The sequence below is a fragment of the Marixanthomonas sp. SCSIO 43207 genome (assembly GCF_019904255.1).
Taxonomy (GTDB): Bacteria; Bacteroidota; Bacteroidia; order Flavobacteriales; family Flavobacteriaceae; genus Marixanthomonas.
Genome location: NZ_CP063203.1, coordinates 1,573,724 through 1,591,043, shown reverse-complemented (window position 1 = coordinate 1,591,043; position 17,320 = coordinate 1,573,724). Strand labels below are relative to the sequence as shown.

Annotated in this window: 17 protein-coding genes; 11 read left to right on the top strand and 6 right to left on the bottom strand. The window is 35.8% G+C overall.

The window, feature by feature from the left end; genetic code table 11:
- Positions 1 to 57 precede the first annotated feature (57 nt).
- The 3 genes from secDF to gyrB form a co-directional block, all read right to left on the bottom strand.
- Entirely contained in the window at positions 58 to 3,144 is a 3,087-nt protein-coding gene (secDF, locus tag INR76_RS07515; protein ID WP_223107297.1) for a protein translocase subunit SecDF, read from the bottom strand.
- A 281-nt stretch (positions 3,145 to 3,425) separates the two neighbouring features.
- Positions 3,426 to 4,352 (bottom strand): malate dehydrogenase, encoded by a 927-nt coding sequence (gene mdh, locus INR76_RS07510; protein WP_223107296.1) that lies wholly within the window; start codon positions 4,350 to 4,352, stop codon positions 3,426 to 3,428.
- A gap of 171 nt (positions 4,353 to 4,523) precedes the next feature.
- On the bottom strand, positions 4,524 to 6,464 hold the full coding sequence (gyrB, locus tag INR76_RS07505) for a DNA topoisomerase (ATP-hydrolyzing) subunit B (RefSeq protein ID WP_223107295.1): 1,941 nt from the start codon (positions 6,462 to 6,464) through the stop codon (positions 4,524 to 4,526).
- A gap of 335 nt (positions 6,465 to 6,799) precedes the next feature.
- On the opposite strand from gyrB, the gene INR76_RS07500 reads away from it, so the two are divergent.
- The gene (locus INR76_RS07500) at positions 6,800 to 7,345 is read left to right on the top strand and encodes a DUF2911 domain-containing protein (RefSeq protein WP_223107294.1); all 546 of its coding nucleotides are present in this window, start codon (positions 6,800 to 6,802) and stop codon (positions 7,343 to 7,345) included.
- An 11-nt stretch (positions 7,346 to 7,356) separates the two neighbouring features.
- On the opposite strand, the gene INR76_RS07495 is transcribed toward INR76_RS07500, so the two are convergent.
- Positions 7,357 to 7,986, bottom strand: a complete 630-nt coding sequence (locus tag INR76_RS07495) for a 7-carboxy-7-deazaguanine synthase QueE (RefSeq protein ID WP_223107293.1) — start codon at positions 7,984 to 7,986, stop codon at positions 7,357 to 7,359.
- A 132-nt stretch (positions 7,987 to 8,118) separates the two neighbouring features.
- Here INR76_RS07495 and INR76_RS07490 point away from each other — a divergent pair, with 132 nt between their 5' ends.
- From INR76_RS07490 to INR76_RS07455, 8 genes are all read left to right on the top strand, one after another.
- Positions 8,119 to 9,630 (top strand): helicase HerA-like domain-containing protein, encoded by a 1,512-nt coding sequence (locus INR76_RS07490; RefSeq protein ID WP_223107292.1) that lies wholly within the window; start codon positions 8,119 to 8,121, stop codon positions 9,628 to 9,630.
- 20 nt (positions 9,631 to 9,650) lie between these two features.
- Entirely contained in the window at positions 9,651 to 10,244 is a 594-nt protein-coding gene (locus tag INR76_RS07485; RefSeq protein ID WP_223107291.1) for a hypothetical protein, read from the top strand.
- Between the two features lie 91 nt (positions 10,245 to 10,335).
- Entirely contained in the window at positions 10,336 to 10,536 is a 201-nt protein-coding gene (locus tag INR76_RS07480; protein ID WP_223107290.1) for a hypothetical protein, read from the top strand.
- A gap of 32 nt (positions 10,537 to 10,568) precedes the next feature.
- The gene (locus INR76_RS07475) at positions 10,569 to 10,808 is read left to right on the top strand and encodes a Rho termination factor N-terminal domain-containing protein (protein ID WP_223107289.1); all 240 of its coding nucleotides are present in this window, start codon (positions 10,569 to 10,571) and stop codon (positions 10,806 to 10,808) included.
- Positions 10,808 to 11,230 carry a VOC family protein gene (locus INR76_RS07470; RefSeq protein ID WP_223107288.1) on the top strand — a complete coding sequence of 141 codons (423 nt, stop codon included), beginning with the start codon at positions 10,808 to 10,810 and terminating at the stop codon, positions 11,228 to 11,230. Before INR76_RS07475 ends, INR76_RS07470 begins: the two co-directional genes overlap by 1 nt.
- Before the next feature lie 4 nt (positions 11,231 to 11,234).
- Positions 11,235 to 12,260, top strand: a complete 1,026-nt coding sequence (locus INR76_RS07465) for an AI-2E family transporter (protein ID WP_223107287.1) — start codon at positions 11,235 to 11,237, stop codon at positions 12,258 to 12,260.
- A gap of 2 nt (positions 12,261 to 12,262) precedes the next feature.
- A complete protein-coding gene (locus tag INR76_RS07460; protein WP_223107286.1) occupies positions 12,263 to 12,745 on the top strand; it encodes a thiol-disulfide oxidoreductase DCC family protein in 483 nt (160 codons plus the stop codon).
- A gap of 64 nt (positions 12,746 to 12,809) precedes the next feature.
- Positions 12,810 to 13,250 carry a YkvA family protein gene (locus tag INR76_RS07455; protein ID WP_223107285.1) on the top strand — a complete coding sequence of 147 codons (441 nt, stop codon included), beginning with the start codon at positions 12,810 to 12,812 and terminating at the stop codon, positions 13,248 to 13,250.
- Positions 13,251 to 13,261: 11 nt separating this feature from the next.
- Here the strand turns inward: INR76_RS07455 and INR76_RS07450 are convergent, their stop codons facing one another.
- The gene (locus INR76_RS07450) at positions 13,262 to 14,149 is read right to left on the bottom strand and encodes a bifunctional 5,10-methylenetetrahydrofolate dehydrogenase/5,10-methenyltetrahydrofolate cyclohydrolase (RefSeq protein ID WP_223107284.1); all 888 of its coding nucleotides are present in this window, start codon (positions 14,147 to 14,149) and stop codon (positions 13,262 to 13,264) included.
- A gap of 107 nt (positions 14,150 to 14,256) precedes the next feature.
- On the bottom strand, positions 14,257 to 15,585 hold the full coding sequence (ffh, locus tag INR76_RS07445; RefSeq protein ID WP_223107283.1) for a signal recognition particle protein: 1,329 nt from the start codon (positions 15,583 to 15,585) through the stop codon (positions 14,257 to 14,259).
- Between the two features lie 259 nt (positions 15,586 to 15,844).
- On the opposite strand from ffh, the gene INR76_RS07440 reads away from it, so the two are divergent.
- Positions 15,845 to 16,138 (top strand): putative quinol monooxygenase, encoded by a 294-nt coding sequence (locus INR76_RS07440; protein ID WP_223107282.1) that lies wholly within the window; start codon positions 15,845 to 15,847, stop codon positions 16,136 to 16,138.
- Positions 16,139 to 16,200: 62 nt separating this feature from the next.
- Complete coding sequence (locus INR76_RS07435; RefSeq protein WP_223107281.1) at positions 16,201 to 17,319, top strand: alkene reductase; 1,119 nt, start codon at positions 16,201 to 16,203, stop codon at positions 17,317 to 17,319.
- The last annotated feature ends 1 nt before the right edge of the window (position 17,320 follow it).

Sequence of the window (17,320 nt, the reverse complement as noted above, 5' to 3'; positions counted from 1 at the left end):
CGCCCGATTCAAAATTTGAATCGGGCGTTTTTATATTTCTGAAAAAAACTAGAAGACTTATTTTTTTACAGCTTCTGGTGTTTCTTCCTCTTCTTCTTTTTTCTCTGTAAGGTCTATTCCACGTTTTTTAACTGTATCAAAAAATACAGGTGTTGCAATAAACAATGATGAGTACGTACCTACTACAACTCCTACTATTAATGCAAAGATTAGTCCGCGGATTGATTCTGCACCAATAAGGAAGATAGATAATAATACAATTAAGGTAGTTACCGATGTATTTAACGTACGACTTAATGTAGTATTTAAAGCACTATTGATAATACGGTTAATCTTCCAGCTTGAGTGTTCATTAAAGAACTCTCTAATACGGTCAAAAACAACCACTGTATCATTTAAAGAGTAACCAATTACTGTCAAGATTGCTGCAATAAATGATTGATCAATCTCCATATTAAACGGCATTATTTTATAAGTAAGAGAGAAAATACCCAATACTATAATAACATCGTGGAATACCGCTGCAACAGCACCTAAACTAAATTGCCATCTTCTAAAACGCAATAAGATATATAAGAACACTACAATTAATGAGCCTAATACTGCCCAGAATGAATCCTTTTTAATATCATCTGCAATGGTAGGGCTTACTTTGTAATATTCCATTCTACCAATTTCTTTTCCTTCATCATCTGCTTTAAACTCTTCATATGTCATTCCTGAAGGGAAATTAGGCTTAAGAGTTTCAAAAAGCATTTGCTCTATTTCTTGATCAATTTCGGCACTTGCTTCATCAACCTTGTATTTAGTAGTAATCTTTAATTGATTATCGCTACCATAGGTTTTTGCTTCAGCACTTTCAAAGGTATTGATAAGATCGTTTTCAATTTCTGAAGGATTTACAGTTTTATCAAAACGAACCGTATAAGTACGTCCTCCTACAAAATCTACACCTTGGTTTAATCCATTTGTAAATAAAGAACCTAAACTAATCAAGATTAAAATCCCTGAAATGATGTATGCAACTTTGCGCTTTTCAAGGAACTTGATATGTACATTTTTAAACAAGTTTTTCGTCATACTTGTCGAGCACGTTAATGGCTTTCCATTTTTAGCATACGCATCAATGAACAATCTTGTAATGAAAATTGCTGTAAACAATGAAGTAAGGATACCTATTAATAAGGTAGTAGCAAATCCTTGAATAGGTCCTGTACCAAATACCAATAATATCAATCCGGTTAATCCAGTTGTAATGTTTGCATCCAGAATTGAAGACAGTGCATTGTTAAAACCATCTTTTATAGCATCACGTTGTGCTTTTCCTTTTGCCAATTCTTCACGTATACGTTCAAAAATAAGTACGTTGGCATCAACCGAAATACCTATTGTCAATACAATACCTGCAATACCTGGTAAGGTTAACACCGCTCCTAGACCGGCAAGAATTCCAAAAATAAATAGAATGTTTACTACCAAGGCAACGTCTGCAAATGCTCCTGCTTTCCCGTAGTAGAAAATCATCCATACCAGTACAAAAGCAAGTGCCAAAACAAAAGAAAGTACACCACTACTAATGGCTTCTTGACCTAATGTTGGCCCAACAACTTCAGCTTGAATAATATCTGCAGAGGCCGGTAATTTACCAGCACGTAATACGTTTGCTAAATCTTGTCCTTCAGTAATTGAAAAATCTCCGGTAATTTGACTACTACCACCTGAAATAGGACCGGTAGTAACACCCGGTGCAGAATATACAACATCATCTAGCACAATTGCTATCTGACTTTGATTTTGATATGCTTCACCTGTTAATTCTTCCCATATACGCGCTCCTTTACCGTTCATTTGCATAGAAACAGCAACTTGACCTACTTGATCATACGTTTGAGTAGCGTCTGTTACTACTCCACCAGATAATGGAGGTTCGTTATTTCTGTTTCCTTTAATGGCATACAATGAAGTTACTTCACCTATATCTTCTGTTTCACTTTCTCTAGGCAGGTCCCATACAAATTGTGCGTATTTAAATTCTGCCGGTAATAAAGCACGTACTTGCGGCATGCGCAAATAACTGTTTATTTCAGCAGTATCTTTTAATTTGAATGTAGCTAGAATTGGTCTTCCTTGAAAACCTGGAGAAACCATCTTGTCTAAAATTGGGTTTTCTACAGCTGCTTCTTCTACATCTTCACCTCCTAATAAATCACTAATATCTTCTTCGTCTGTAGTTGTTGTATCTTGTGCAACACTTGTAGAATCGTTTTGTATTTCAGAATCTGTCTGAGCAGTTTCTGTAGCTTCTACATCTTGAGATGCTTCTTCAGTTTCTGAAGCTGTAGCTCCTTTTAATTCTTTCACTTTTTCATTAGCCTGCGAAAGGAAACCGGCCATATCTTCAAACTTGTATACATTCCAAAACTCTAATTGAGCTGTACTTTGTAAAAGTTTTTTAATACGCTCTACATCTTTTGCACCTGGTAATTCTACTAATATTCTTCCAGAATTTCCTAAACGTTGAATGTTAGGTTGTGTTACTCCAAATTTGTCAATACGCTTACGTAATACCTCAAAAGCAGAAAGGATAGACTCATCAATTTTACGTTCCAATACTGTTTTTACATCGTCATTGGACATTGAAGCGTTAATGTCATCTTCAAGATTTTTGTTGAAGAAAATACTTGGAGAAGCTAGTGAATTATCGCCAGGAATGGCCTCAAAAGCTTGAAAAAATGACTCTAGGTAAGTGTCTTGACTATCTTTTTGAAGCTCTACAGCATTGTCTAAAGCTTGGTTAAAAGCAGGATCTTTTGAGTTGTTTGCTAACCCACGTAAGATATCTTGAACTGAAACTTGAAGAATCACATTAATTCCTCCTTTTAAGTCAAGACCTTTGTTAAGTTCTTTGTTTTTAGCAGTGTTGTAGTCAATTCCTAAAATTACAGGATTTGATCCAACAGAATCTAAATAACGTGTTTCTGCCATTTCACGTTCATCGTGTTGGTTTTCCTGCGTGTATTGGCTTTTTGCAAACGCCTCTGCATCGCCTTCAACTTTGTTTGCAATAAATGTAAATGATAATTGGTATAAACTTACCAATCCAAATAGTATTGCAAATACTGTAATGAGTCCTTTATTTTGCATTCTTGTACGTGTTTATATAAATTTTAAAACGTGCAAATATAGGTTTTCAAAAAAGAAATGCCAATATTTTTCTTTTTAAAAACTTTAACAATTCAATTGAATAGAAATTATTATTTTATGAGTAATACCACACCTTTCTATTTCAGTACTTATTTATCTCTGAATAAAACCGTCTTTTTCTATATTTAATAGGCTTTTCGAGAGACCATTCATCTATTATATCAACAAAAAAAAAGCCTCAAATGAATATTTGAGGCTTTACTTATTTTATGGATCTGAATTTATAATTCTAACAATCCGTTGGTTTTGTTAACACCTTCGGCACTTTCTTTTAAGTGATTAATTTCGGCTTCATTTAATTCAATATCCACGATTTTTTCAATTCCGTCACGACCTAATACAACCGGAACTCCAATACAAAGGTCATTTAAGCCATATTGCCCATCTAATAAGGTAGAACAAGGAAAAATTTTCTTTTGATCACAAGCAATAGCTTGTACCAGACCACTTACAGCAGCTCCTGGTGCATACCAAGCAGAAGTTCCTAGCAATTTGGTAAGTGTTGCTCCTCCAACTTTGGTATCTTCTTTTACTTGATCAAGTCTTTCTTCTGAAATAAATTCTGTTACCGGCACACTATTACGTGTAGCTAATCTTGTTAAAGGTACCATTCCTTTATCACTGTGACCGCCAATAACCATTCCGTCAACATCACTTATTGGAGCACCTAATGCTTCAGCCAAACGATATTTGAAACGTGCGCTGTCTAGTGCACCTCCCATACCAATGATTCTGTTTTTTGGAAGATTAGTGGTTTTGTGTACCAAATACGTCATTGTATCCATTGGGTTACTTACCACTATAATGATGGTATTTGGAGAATGTTTTACTAAGTTTGAAGAAACTTCTTTTACAATACCGGCATTGATACCAATTAATTCTTCACGAGTCATTCCTGGTTTACGCGGAATTCCACTGGTAATAACACAAATATCACTATCTGCTGTTTTACTGTAATCTCCTGTTGTACCAACTACACGGGTATCAAATGCATTTAAAGAAGCGGTTTGCATTAAATCCATTGCTTTTCCTTCAGCATAGCCTTCTTTAATATCTAAAAGGACAACTTCGCTGGCAAAATTTTTAATGGCAATATATTCGGCACAACTTGCGCCTACTGCACCTGCTCCTACTACTGTAACTTTCATTCTATTTTTGTTTTTAATGAGTGATTTGTTTTGAAAATTAGTCTCAGTGAGACGTTTGTTGCAAAAGTACAATTATCTCATTTAAAATATGATAAGAAAGGGTTAAAAAGAAAACACCGCTTCTTTAACTAGAAACGGTGTTTTTTTTAAAACTCTTTGTGCGTGTATTACTTACGCGTCAATATTAGCATATTTTGCATTCTTCTCAATAAATTCACGCCTTGGTGGCACCTCATCTCCCATAAGCATAGAGAAAATGCGGTCTGCTTCAGTTCCGTTATCGATAGTTACCTGACGTAAAATTCTAAAATCTGGATTCATTGTAGTATCCCATAATTGTTCTGCGTTCATTTCACCCAGACCTTTGTACCGTTGAATGCTAGCTCCGCCTCCAAATTCTTGATTAATTTCTGCACGTTCTTCTTCAGACCAAGCATATCTGCTCTTTTTACCCTTTTTCAGTAAATATAATGGTGGTGTTGCAATGTAAACGTGACCTGCTTCAATTAAATCTTTCATATAACGGAAGAAGAATGTCAATATTAATGTAGCAATGTGACTACCATCTACATCGGCATCACACATAATTACTATTTTATGATAGCGCAACTTAGATAAATTTAATGCTTTGCTGTCTTCTTCGGTACCAACTGTAACACCTAGGGCTGTGAAAATATTTCGTATTTCTTCATTTTCAAACACCTTGTGCTGCATGGCTTTTTCTACATTCAAAATTTTACCACGTAATGGTAAGATAGCTTGAAAATTACGGTCACGACCTTGTTTTGCTGTTCCACCTGCCGAATCTCCCTCAACTAGAAATACTTCACACTTTTCGGGATCTTGCTCAGAACAATCTGATAGTTTTCCCGGTAATCCTGCGCCACCCATTACGGTTTTACGTTGTACCATTTCACGAGCTTTGCGGGCAGCGTGACGAGCTTGTGCGGCAAGAATTACTTTTTGAACGATGGTTTTTGCATCATTAGGGTTTTCTTCCAGGTAGTTTTCAAGCATTTCAGAAACGGCTTGGCTTACTGCTGCTGAAACTTCTCTGTTTCCTAATTTTGTTTTGGTTTGCCCTTCAAATTGAGGCTCTCCTACTTTAACTGAAACTATAGCTGTTAATCCTTCACGGAAATCATCTCCGGTAATTTCAAATTTCAGTTTATCCAGCATTCCAGATGCATCTGCATATTTTTTTAAGGTAGTGGTTAAACCACGACGAAAACCAGTTAAATGGGTTCCTCCTTCGTGAGTATTAATGTTATTTACATAGGAGTGTAAATTCTCATTAAAGGAAGTATTGTACACCATAGCAACTTCTACCGGAATGTCGTTTTTCTCGCCTTCCATAGAAATAACTTCATTTATGATAGGCTCTCGAGTTTCATCCAAAAACTGAATAAATTCTTTTAACCCTTCTTCACTATGAAAAGTTTCAGATATAAAATCTCCCTTATCATCGGTCTCACGCTTATCTGTGATACTGATAGTAAGTCCTTTGTTTAAAAAGGCAAGCTCACGCATTCTGCTAGAAAGCGTATCATAATTAAAGTGTAGGGTTTGTTTAAATATTTCAGAATCTGGCTTAAAGGTTACAATAGTCCCTCTGTAATCGGTCTCTCCTGTTGATTTTACCGGGTATAATGTTTTACCTCTTTCATATTCTTGCTCCCATATTTTTCCATTGCGATGTACGGTTGCTTTTAACCCTTCAGAAAGTGCATTTACTACTGAAACTCCAACCCCGTGTAAACCTCCTGAAACTTTATAAGAATCTTTATCAAATTTACCTCCGGCACCAATTTTTGTCATAACTACTTCAAGCGCAGAAACACCTTCTTTTTTATGAAGGTCTACCGGAATACCTCTACCATTATCTTTTACGGTAATTGAGTTATCTTCATTAATCCAAACGTCTATAGTATCACAATAGCCGCCCATAGCTTCGTCAATGGAGTTATCTACAACTTCATATACTAAGTGGTGCAGCCCGCGAACGCCTACGTCACCAATATACATTGAGGGTCGCATGCGAACATGCTCCATTCCTTCCAGTGCCTGAATGCTATCAGCACCATATACTTTAATATTTTTTTCGTCCTTCATAAATATAGGTTGTTTTTCAAACTAATACGTAACGAACAAATATAACGAAACCCTTTATAAAATAAAGGCATTCCATTGATTAACCTACATAAGTTATTAACAGATTATTGTGAAGAAAAAAAGCAACATAGCGGTGCTATAATTCTGTCATTGAGTGGGTTTTAAAATATTTACTTTTACCTCACTTTTAATAAAAACCTTTTAAACCTTTAAAGTCGCAACTAGTATCTAGAATTGTAATGTAAAGTTCAAATAATCGACAGAACACTATATTTTTTTTGAAAAATTTATAACAATTCTATCTTTCAGAAGTTATCTTTAAACAAAAATTAGCTATGAAATTTATACTTACTTTATTTACTTGCTTTGCGATGACCGTATTGACAGCTCAAAACTCTCAATCGCAAACATTCCCTAGAATGGATGCCAGCCCTATGGACTTAGCAATGGCTAAACCAGACAGAAATTCACCTCCTATTGCTCGCGTTATTTACAGTAGACCACAAATGAAAGGACGTGAAATTTTTGGTGAATTGGTTCCTTATGGTAAAGTTTGGCGAACTGGCGCTAATGAAGCTACAGAGTTGACAATTTATAAAGCCTTAGAATTAAACAACGTTACCTTACAACCCGGAACTTACAGTATTTACACCATTCCTGAAGCAGATATGTGGACAGTTATTATTAATAAAAACACAAATGTTTGGGGTACTGTTTACAATCAAGAAATGGATGTTGTGCGTATTAAAACTCCTGCCCGTGAAGCTGCTGCACCAACAGAATCATTGTCAATGGTCTTTCGCCCAGAAAATGATGGAACTACACTAATGATAGGATGGGAAAAGACTTACGTAGAAATCCCTTTTAAAATTGCAAAATAGCCCAAAGAACCCTAAGGTATATTGAGGTACTTGTGAGTTTGAAGTGAAACCTTCCATTGTGGGTTTTTCATAACATAATCTACAATGAGAGGCATCATTTCATCTCTCTTACCCCATTCTGGTTGTAAGTATAAAATACAGTATTCATCCACATGCTGTGCTTGTTCTTCGGCAAATTTAAAGTCGTGTTTATTAAACACAATCACTTTTAATTCGTGTGCTTTTTTATAAATTTCAGGTTTTGGTAACTTAATTTTTTTTGGAGATAAGCAAATCCAGTCCCAAGTTCCTGTAAGATCATAGGCACCTGAGGTTTCTATATGAATTTGCATGCCTTTCTCTTTTAATTTTTTGGTTAATGGCCCCATATCCCAAGTAAGTGGTTCTCCCCCGGTAATCACAATTGTTTTACTGTATTTATCGGCATTGTTTACAATAGTATCGATATTGGTAGGCGGGTGTGTTTTTGCATTCCAGCTTTCCTTTACATCACACCAATGGCAACCTACATCGCAGCCTCCTATTCTTATAAAATAAGCTGCTGTTCCTTTATGAAACCCTTCCCCTTGAATGGTATAAAACTCTTCCATTAGCGGAAGCATTACACCTTTATTCACCAAATCTTGTGTTGCTGTTTGCATAGGGTGCAAAATTACAATTTATAGTTGGCAGTTACTACTTAGCCCCAAAGCTTTTTCAATTAAATAGTATAGAATGTAAATAATATTTCAGAAGCTTGTAGACAATTGCTATTTTTATCAAAAATTTAAACCATGGCAAACAAGGAAGCTTTTTTTGACCATATTGAAAAAGGATACACCACTAAAGGTGAATCTATTACACTAGGTGCTGCTATGCTAGAGGGTGAAACACTCACCAATGCATTGGTAAAAGTTCCTTTAAAAACCATGAACCGTCACGGTCTTATTGCAGGGGCTACCGGAACCGGTAAAACAAAATCTTTGCAGGTACTTGCCGAAAACCTTTCAGAAAAAGGTGTTCCAGTTCTTTTGATGGATATGAAAGGTGACCTTAGTGGTATTGCTCAACCTAGTCCCGGTCACCCAAAAATTGATGAACGCCATGAGAAAATTGGAATTCCTTTTACTTCTAAAAAATTTCCGGTAGAAATACTATCCCTTTCTGAACAAAACGGAGTAAGATTGCGTGCAACCGTTAGTGAGTTTGGACCGGTATTATTGTCACGTATTTTGGATGTAAGTGAAACGCAAGCCGGTATCATTTCAGTAATTTTTAAGTATTGTGATGATAATAAACTTCCTTTATTAGATTTAAAAGACTTTAAAAAGATCTTACAATATGCAACAAATGAAGGTAAACAAGAGTTTTCTGAAGCATATGGGCGTATCTCATCTGCTTCAACAGGTGCCATTTTACGAAGGGTTGTAGAACTTGAACAACAAGGTGCCGACTTATTTTTTGGCGAAAAATCATTTGATACCGATGATTTGCTTCGCATAGATGAAAATGGAATGGGCTACATCAATATTGTTAGATTAACCGACATTCAAGATCGTCCTAAACTTTTTTCAACCTTTATGTTAAGCCTATTGGCCGAAATTTACACTACCTTCCCCGAGCAAGGTGACACAGGTAGACCAGAGCTTGTTATTTTTATAGACGAGGCACATTTAATTTTTAAAGAAGCTAGTGACGCCTTGCTAGACCAGATTGAAAGCATTGTAAAGTTAATTAGATCTAAAGGTGTTGGTCTGTATTTTGTAACCCAAAACCCAACCGATGTCCCAGATGCAGTTTTAAGTCAGTTAGGTTTAAAAGTTCAGCATGCACTTCGTGCGTTTACCGCAAAAGACAGAAAAGCAATAAAATTAACCGCCGAAAACTATCCTATTTCAGAATATTATAAAACCGACGAAGTATTAACCAAACTTGGAATAGGAGAAGCATTAGTTTCTGCATTAAACGAAAAAGGAATCCCCACACCTCTTGCAGCAACTATGATGCGCGCTCCAATGAGTCGTATGGATGTTCTTGAAGATAGTGAACTGAAAGATTTGCTAGGTCATTCAAAGCTTATTAAAAAATACAATGAAACTGTTGATAGAGAAAGCGCCTATGAGCTTTTAAATGAAAAAATTGACGTTGCCGAAAAGGAAGAAGCAAAAGAAAAAGCCCAAAAAGAAAAACAAAAGGTAAAACGCAGCAGCAGTAGAAGCAGCAAACAAAACCCTTTTGTAAAAGTATTAAGCAGTCCAACCGTAATACGAAGCGTGTTGGGTATTTTAGGAAAATTATTAAAATAAAAAAAACAGAAACCATTTATATGAAAAAGACACTTTTAGCATGCTTCGTTGCATCCGTATTATTATTTTCTTGTGATTCAGAAAAAGATCCTTTTGCAATTGGAGAAGGAAGCATTGGTAATCTAGACAAAACCATTCAAATGAAAGAGGTAGACTCTATCTTTGCTACCGATTCTATCGTAAAATTAAACCCCATTGAAAATGCATTAGGAACACAAGGAGAGGTTGAGATTTATGATACAGATGGTAATAAGCTATTATTGTTATCACCAGAAGATGAGAACGACCCAAACGCTACTATTACCAACGTACAGGTTTTTGATTCGCGTTACAAAACTGAGAAGGGTCTCAACAGCGCAAGTACTTTTAAAGATGTGAAAACCAATTACACAGTTTCAAAAGTTGAAACCACTATTAACTCGGTAGTTGTATTCTTAAAAGACAGTGAAATTTATTTAACCATTGATAAAAAAGAACTTCCTGAAAACTTACGTTACAATCCCAATGCAAAGATTGAAACTAGCCAAATACCAGATGACGCTAAGTTTAAGTATTTTATGATAGGCTGGGAACCCGAAGCTACTCCAGAAGAAAACCCTTCTGAAAAAGAATAAAATAAACTTAAATCCTCTCAATATTTTGTTAAGCCCCGTTGTCAAACGGGGTTTTTCTTTTAATTTTAATTTGTAACCAAACCAATTTATTATGATTAAAATACTCGGATTTATATTAACAATAGGTGGTGCCATTGCATTAGTTATAGGATTATTAGGTGTTTTTGGCAGCATGAATGTAGGCCTTAGCCCTTGGGCCTTACTCATTTTAGGTATCATTTTCTTTTTTGCAGGAATTGGGTTGCTTAAAAAACGTAAAGACACAGATACTATTGATAAAGAGAACAATTAATCTTTCTTCTGAAGAACATAAATTTATTACACATGTCAAAACCTAGAATTAAAAACGAAGACCAATACGAAGCCCTTCGGGATAAAGGATATAGCAAAGAAAAAGCTGCACGTATTGCAAATACAGAAGACTCAGGCAAAAAAGGTGGAAAAGCAAAACCATATGAAGATTGGACAAAAGACGAGCTGTATGAGCAAGCAAAAAATGTAGGGATTGATGGTCGTTCAAAAATGAGCAAAAAACAATTGATTAACGCATTACGAAACAATTAATGAACATACAACCCTTTCACTTAGCCATTCCCGTTGATAACTTGGAAACTTGCCGAACATTTTATAGAGACACGTTAGGATTTACCGAAGGTAGAAGTAGCGACCATTGGGTAGATTTTGATTTTTTTGGACATCAATTAGTACTGCATTACCAAGAAAAAAACAATACAGAAATTGCTACATCAAACCCTGTTGACGGCAAAGATGTACCTGTACCTCATTTTGGAGTTGTTCTAGACATGGAAACCTTTAAATCTTTTTCGGCTCATTTGCAACGTAAAAACATTACCTTTATCATTAAACCCTATATTCGTTTTGAGGGTAAGCCCGGTGAACAAGCCACAATGTTTTTTAAAGACCCTTCTGGGAATGCGCTTGAGTTTAAAGCTTTCAAAGAAATGAATCAACTTTTTGCCAAATAGACCTATGAAGTCAATTTCACCAAATATAATTAGACAAGTATTTGTTCTTCTACTCATACTACTTATGGGTAGTCTTATTTTTAGAGAAATGCTTCCTTATTTATCAGGTGTTTTAGGAGCAGTTACTATTTATGTTCTGTTGAGAAGCTTGATGAAAAACCTTGTAAAAAAACGCAAGTGGCACCCCGATCTCGCTGCAGGAGTATTAATGCTTCTTTCTTTTATTGGTATTTTATTACCTGTTTCTGGTATTGTACTTATGCTAGGTGATAAAATTGGTAACGCTGTTCAAAATTCTGAAGAAGTAATAAAAGCTTTAAAAGAACAACTGGGACAACTAGAAACGCAACTAGGCTATGACATAAGCTCACAAATTGATACAGCATCAATTTCCTCGTGGATTTCTACACAACTACAGAGTTTTGCCGGCGGTACTTTTAATATGTTTATTGCTATTGGTCTTATGTACTTTATGTTATATTACATGCTTACCAACCGCAAAGAGCTTAAAGAATCATTATTTGATTACATTCCTATTGGAGATAAAAACTTAAAAGAAATTGGTGATGAGGCCAATGCTATGGTACGTGCCAATGCAATTGGTATTCCTCTGGTAGCATTAGCACAAGGAATTGTAGCCCTTATTGGTTTTTTAATATTTGGTGTTGATGACCCTTTCTTTTGGTTTGTAATCACAACCATTGGCTCAATGATACCATTTATTGGTACGTTGGTTGGTATTTTACCTGTTTTTATACTGTCGCTCTCTTCCGGAGACACTTTTCAAGCTTGGGGAGTCTTACTCTATGGATTTATTGTAGTAGGGTCAACAGACAATGTTTTTAGAATGTACGTGCTTAAAAAACTTGATAATGTTCACCCATTAATAACCTTTATAGGCGTTGTAGTAGGCGTTCCCCTCTTTGGTTTTATTGGTCTTATTTTTGGTCCACTTCTCATAAGTTTGTTTCTTATCATCGTGCGCATATACCGAAAAGAATACGGTAAAACAGATCAAAACAAACTCTAATCATGTTTCAGAAATTTGATAAAACAAAATATCCGCCTTCAGAAAAACCTATGATGGTGTGGGATGGAGAATGTGGGTTTTGTAAATATTGGGTTACGCGATGGCATAGCCTAACCGGCAACTCAATTGTATACAAAACCTATCAAGAAGTTGCTCAGCAGTATCAAGACATTCCTTTAAAAGAATTTAAAAAAGCATCTCGTCTTATTGAAACTAATGGCGCTATTTACAGCGGACCCGATTCTGCATACCGCAGCTACACCTACACCAAAAAAAACCATCCTTGGCATCAATGGTATCACAAATATGATTGGTTTACTGCGCTTAGCGATCACGGGTATAATTACATAGCAAAAAACCGTGGGTTCTTTTTTAAATTGACAAAAGCTTTCTTCGGAACAAATCCTAAACGGTTACAACCTTATTGGGTTATTTACCTAATACTGTTTTTGGCAGTTTTTTATGTTCTTCTGAAATTTTTATAACACTTTTTTAAAACACTTTTGTTTTCTGAAGCTGTATCTTTCAGAAAACAAAAAACCCTGACCTATGCTATTTGGCAAAAAGAAAGACAAAGTACATTTTAATCCCGGAAACAGAGATGACGGGACCGAAGAAGCCTACATGAAAGATGAAGTTGATAAAATCAACGAAGAAGATGTTGAAGTTGTTTTAAACAATGAAGAAAACATTGATAAAAAATTTAGTGGAAATAACAGCCTCTCAAAATACCTGGAACTAGGTAGAATAATGATTAGCATGTTGAAAGACGTAAAGAAAGGAACCTACAAAAACATTCCTTGGTTTACCATTGCTACTATTGTTATGGCATTGTTATACGTCCTGAACCCAATGGATATTGTACCAGATTTTATTCCCGGTGTTGGATATATTGACGATGTAGCCATCCTTACGCTTGGTGTTGGCTGGATTGAAAGTGATTTACATCGCTATCTAGATTGGCGTATGGAAAACAATATGGGAATTTAAACGATATTTAATTATCGCATTTTATTTCTACGCTGCTCCCTAGCGAGTAGCGTATTTTTTAACAACATAGCAATAGTCATTGGCCCTACACCACCTGGAACAGGTGTAATGTAAGATGCTTTTTTCTTAGCGTTTTCAAAATCTACATCGCCTTTAAGCACATATCCTTTTGGAGCATCTTCATCAGGCACACGAGTAATTCCTACGTCAATTACTACAGCATCATCTTTAATCATTTCGGCTTTAAGAAAATCTGGAATACCAACGGCAATAATTATAATATCTGCTTGTGAGGTAATTTGAGTAATATTTTTTGTGTATTCGTGAGTTAAGGTTACAGTAGAGTTACCAGGAAATCCACTTCGCCCCATTAATATACTCATAGGTCTTCCTACAATATGACTTCTTCCTATAACCACAGTGTGTTTTCCTTTGGTAGGAATTTCATAGCGTTCTAATAATTCTAAAATACCAAAGGGAGTTGCCGGAATAAAAGAGGTCATATCTAAAGACATCTTTCCGAAGTTGGTAGGGTGAAACCCATCAACATCTTTATCCGGATTTACTGCCAATAATACTTTTTGAGTATCAATTTGTGGTGGTAATGGCAACTGAACAATAAAACCGTCAATAGCTTCTTCATTGTTTAGCTTTTCAATCTTGTCCATCAACTCTACCTCACTAGTTGTACTAGACATCCTTACCAACGTTGACTCAAAGCCTACTTTTTCACAAGCTTTTACCTTAGTATTCACATAGGTCATACTTGCACCATCATTACCAACAATTATAGCTGCCAAATGTGGCACCTTTTCATTCTTGGCTTTCATTTCATCTACTTCAGCTTTGATTTCAGCTTTAATATCATTTGATATTTTTTTACCGTCTAGAATTGTCATTTGTGTTGGTTTAAAACCTCTTGATAGTTGTTGAGGTAATATTAATTATTTTGAAAAAACCTATGTCATTATGATAGATTAGTACAACTTAAAAAATTTTAAAAGCATTATCGCATTTTATTCATCATTTGCATCATCTTGCGGCCTCCGCCTCCTTGCATCATCTTCATCATTTTACTCATCTGGTTAAATTGTTTGAGTAATTGATTTACTTCTTGTACAGATGTACCACTACCTTTGGCAATACGTTTTTTGCGACTACCATTGATAACTGCCGGTGTGCTGCGTTCTTCAGGAGTCATTGATTGAATAATAGCTTCAATTCCTTTAAAGGCATCATCATCAATATCAATACCTTTAAGTGCTTTACCAGCTCCGGGTATCATACCAACCAAGTCTTTCATGCTACCCATTTTTTTAACTTGCTGGATTTGCTTGATAAAATCATCAAAACCAAATTGGTTTTTAGCGATTTTCTTCTGAAGCTTGCGCGATTCTTCTTCATCAAACTGCTCTTGAGCACGTTCTACAAGAGATACTACATCTCCCATTCCTAAAATACGGTCTGCCATACGTGCTGGGTGAAAGACATCGATTGCTTCCATCTTTTCACCAGTACCTATAAATTTAATAGGTTTATTTACTACACTTTTAATGGAAATAGCAGCACCACCACGCGTATCACCGTCTAGCTTAGTTAATACTACTCCATCAAAATCTAGACGCTCATTAAATGTTTTTGCGGTATTAACTGCATCTTGTCCAGTCATAGCATCTACCACAAATAGTGTTTCGTTTGGCTTAATAGCCTTGTGAATATCTGCTATCTCGGTCATCATCGCTTCATCAATCGCTAATCGACCTGCGGTATCAATAATTACTGTATTATGACCATTTTGTTTTGCGTGAGCTATTGCATTTTGTGCGATTGCTACAGGATTTTTATTTCCTTCTTCACTATAAACATCTACTTTAATTTGCTCTCCTACTACGTGCAACTGGTTAATAGCTGCAGGACGGTACACATCACAAGCTACAAGTAATGGTTTTTTTGTCTTTTTTGATTTTAAGTAATTTGCTAGTTTACCAGAAAATGTTGTTTTACCACTACCCTGTAAACCTGACATTAAAATCACACTAGGAGAACCACTTAGGTCAATCCCAGCGGTATCGCCACCCATTAATTTGGTAAGTTCATCTTTTACCAACTTTACCATTAATTGTCCTGGCTTTAATGTTGTCAATACATCTTGACCGAGCGCTTTTTCTTTAACAGTGTTGGTAAATTCTTTGGCAGTTTTAAAGTTAACATCGGCATCTAGCAATGCACGACGAACTTCCTTTAGGGTTTCGGCTACGTTTACTTCAGTAATTTGGCCGTGTCCCTTCAGGACGTGCATGGCTTTATCTAACTTATCACTTAAATTATCAAACATATTCTTTATACTTTAAAATTGAAGTCCCATTAAAGGGTTATAGGGTTGCAAAGATAACATTCTGAAAGGGAGTTTCAAAGTGATTTTTAAAGTACTAAATACTTATTTCTACACTTATACTTCTTTTAGGTAATTACCTAGATTCTTATTTCAGTTTAGAAAACATTATCACTCTTTTAACATAGGTTTATGCTTATAAACGATCAAATGGCTAGAGAATGCTGTATGTTTGATACAAGATAAATATAAAAATATTGTTATGAAAAAGTTAGGATTATTGGCTACGCTAAAAGCCAAGGAAGGAAAAGAGGACGAAGTAGCCCAATTTATCAAAGGCGCTGTAGATCTCGCTCGACAGGAAGACAAAACCCTCACGTGGTATAGTTTTAAGATTGATGATTCCACCTTTGGAATTTTTGATACGTTTGAAAACGAAGCAGGAAGAGATGCTCATTTAAATGGCGAGATTGCTAAAGCATTGATGGAAAATGCAGACCGTTTACTTAGCGAAGATCCAGATATTAAGAAGATTGATATTCTTTCTGCTAAATAGATTAGGACATATTACAAAATTTTTTGGTATAATTAAAAACACCCGTATTCACGGGCATTTATATGAGCAAACAACATTTATTACAGCCCTATACTATGGGCGATTTAAAACTACCCAACCGTGTGGTAATGGCACCTATGACGAGAAGCCGTGCCAATAATCCTGAAAAGAAACCAACCCCTGATAAACATGCTATCTATTATAAGCAACGTGCTTCAGCTGGATTAATTATTACGGAAGGTTCGCAGGTTTCGGAACAAGCAGTGGGGTATATCCATACTCCCGGAATCCATACTCAAGCCCAAGTAGACGGCTGGAAAGAAGTTACCAAAGCTGTTCATGAAGCAAACGGTCGCATATTTATTCAATTATGGCACGTAGGTCGCATGTCACATCCAGATTTTCATAACGGTGCGTTACCACACTCACCATCTGCTATTAACCCAAATGCTCAATCATTCACTCCAGAAGGTTTTAAAGACACCGTAACCCCAAAAGAAATGACCGTGGCAGATATAAAACAAACTGTTCAAGATTTTGCAGATGCTGCTAAAAACGCTATGAAAGCTGGTTTTGATGGCATTGAAATACACGGTAGTAACGGATATTTACTTCATCAATTTTTTAATGCAACATCCAATAAACGAACCGATGATTATGGCGGAAGTATTGAAAACAGAGCTCGTTTCTTGTTTGAAGTAATTGATGCTATCAAAGAAGTTATGCCTGAAAATAGAATTGGTTTACGAATGAACCCCTCGCTACACGGTATTTTTGGAATGGAGCTTGACAAAGAAACCATACCTACTTTTGATTATATAATTGAAAAACTTAATGAATACAATCTTGCTTACCTCCATTTAAGTGAACCATTCAATGATGTAAGCGATGTACCTTTTGCTAAAACCGAAATCGCCAAAAGATACCGCCCTATTTACAAAGGCACTTTGATGATTAACACCAATTTTGATCAAGAAAAAGGTAATGCAGTCATAAAACGTGGAGATGCAGATTTAGTAGCTTATGGAAAACCATACATAAGCAATCCTGACCTAGTAGAGCGATTTGAAAAAAACATTCCTTTAAGTGACTGGGATAAAGACACTTTTTACACACAAGGCATAGAGGGTTACATAGACTATGAAGCAAAAGCTAGAGAAGATAGCCCTGTTTCGTCATAAA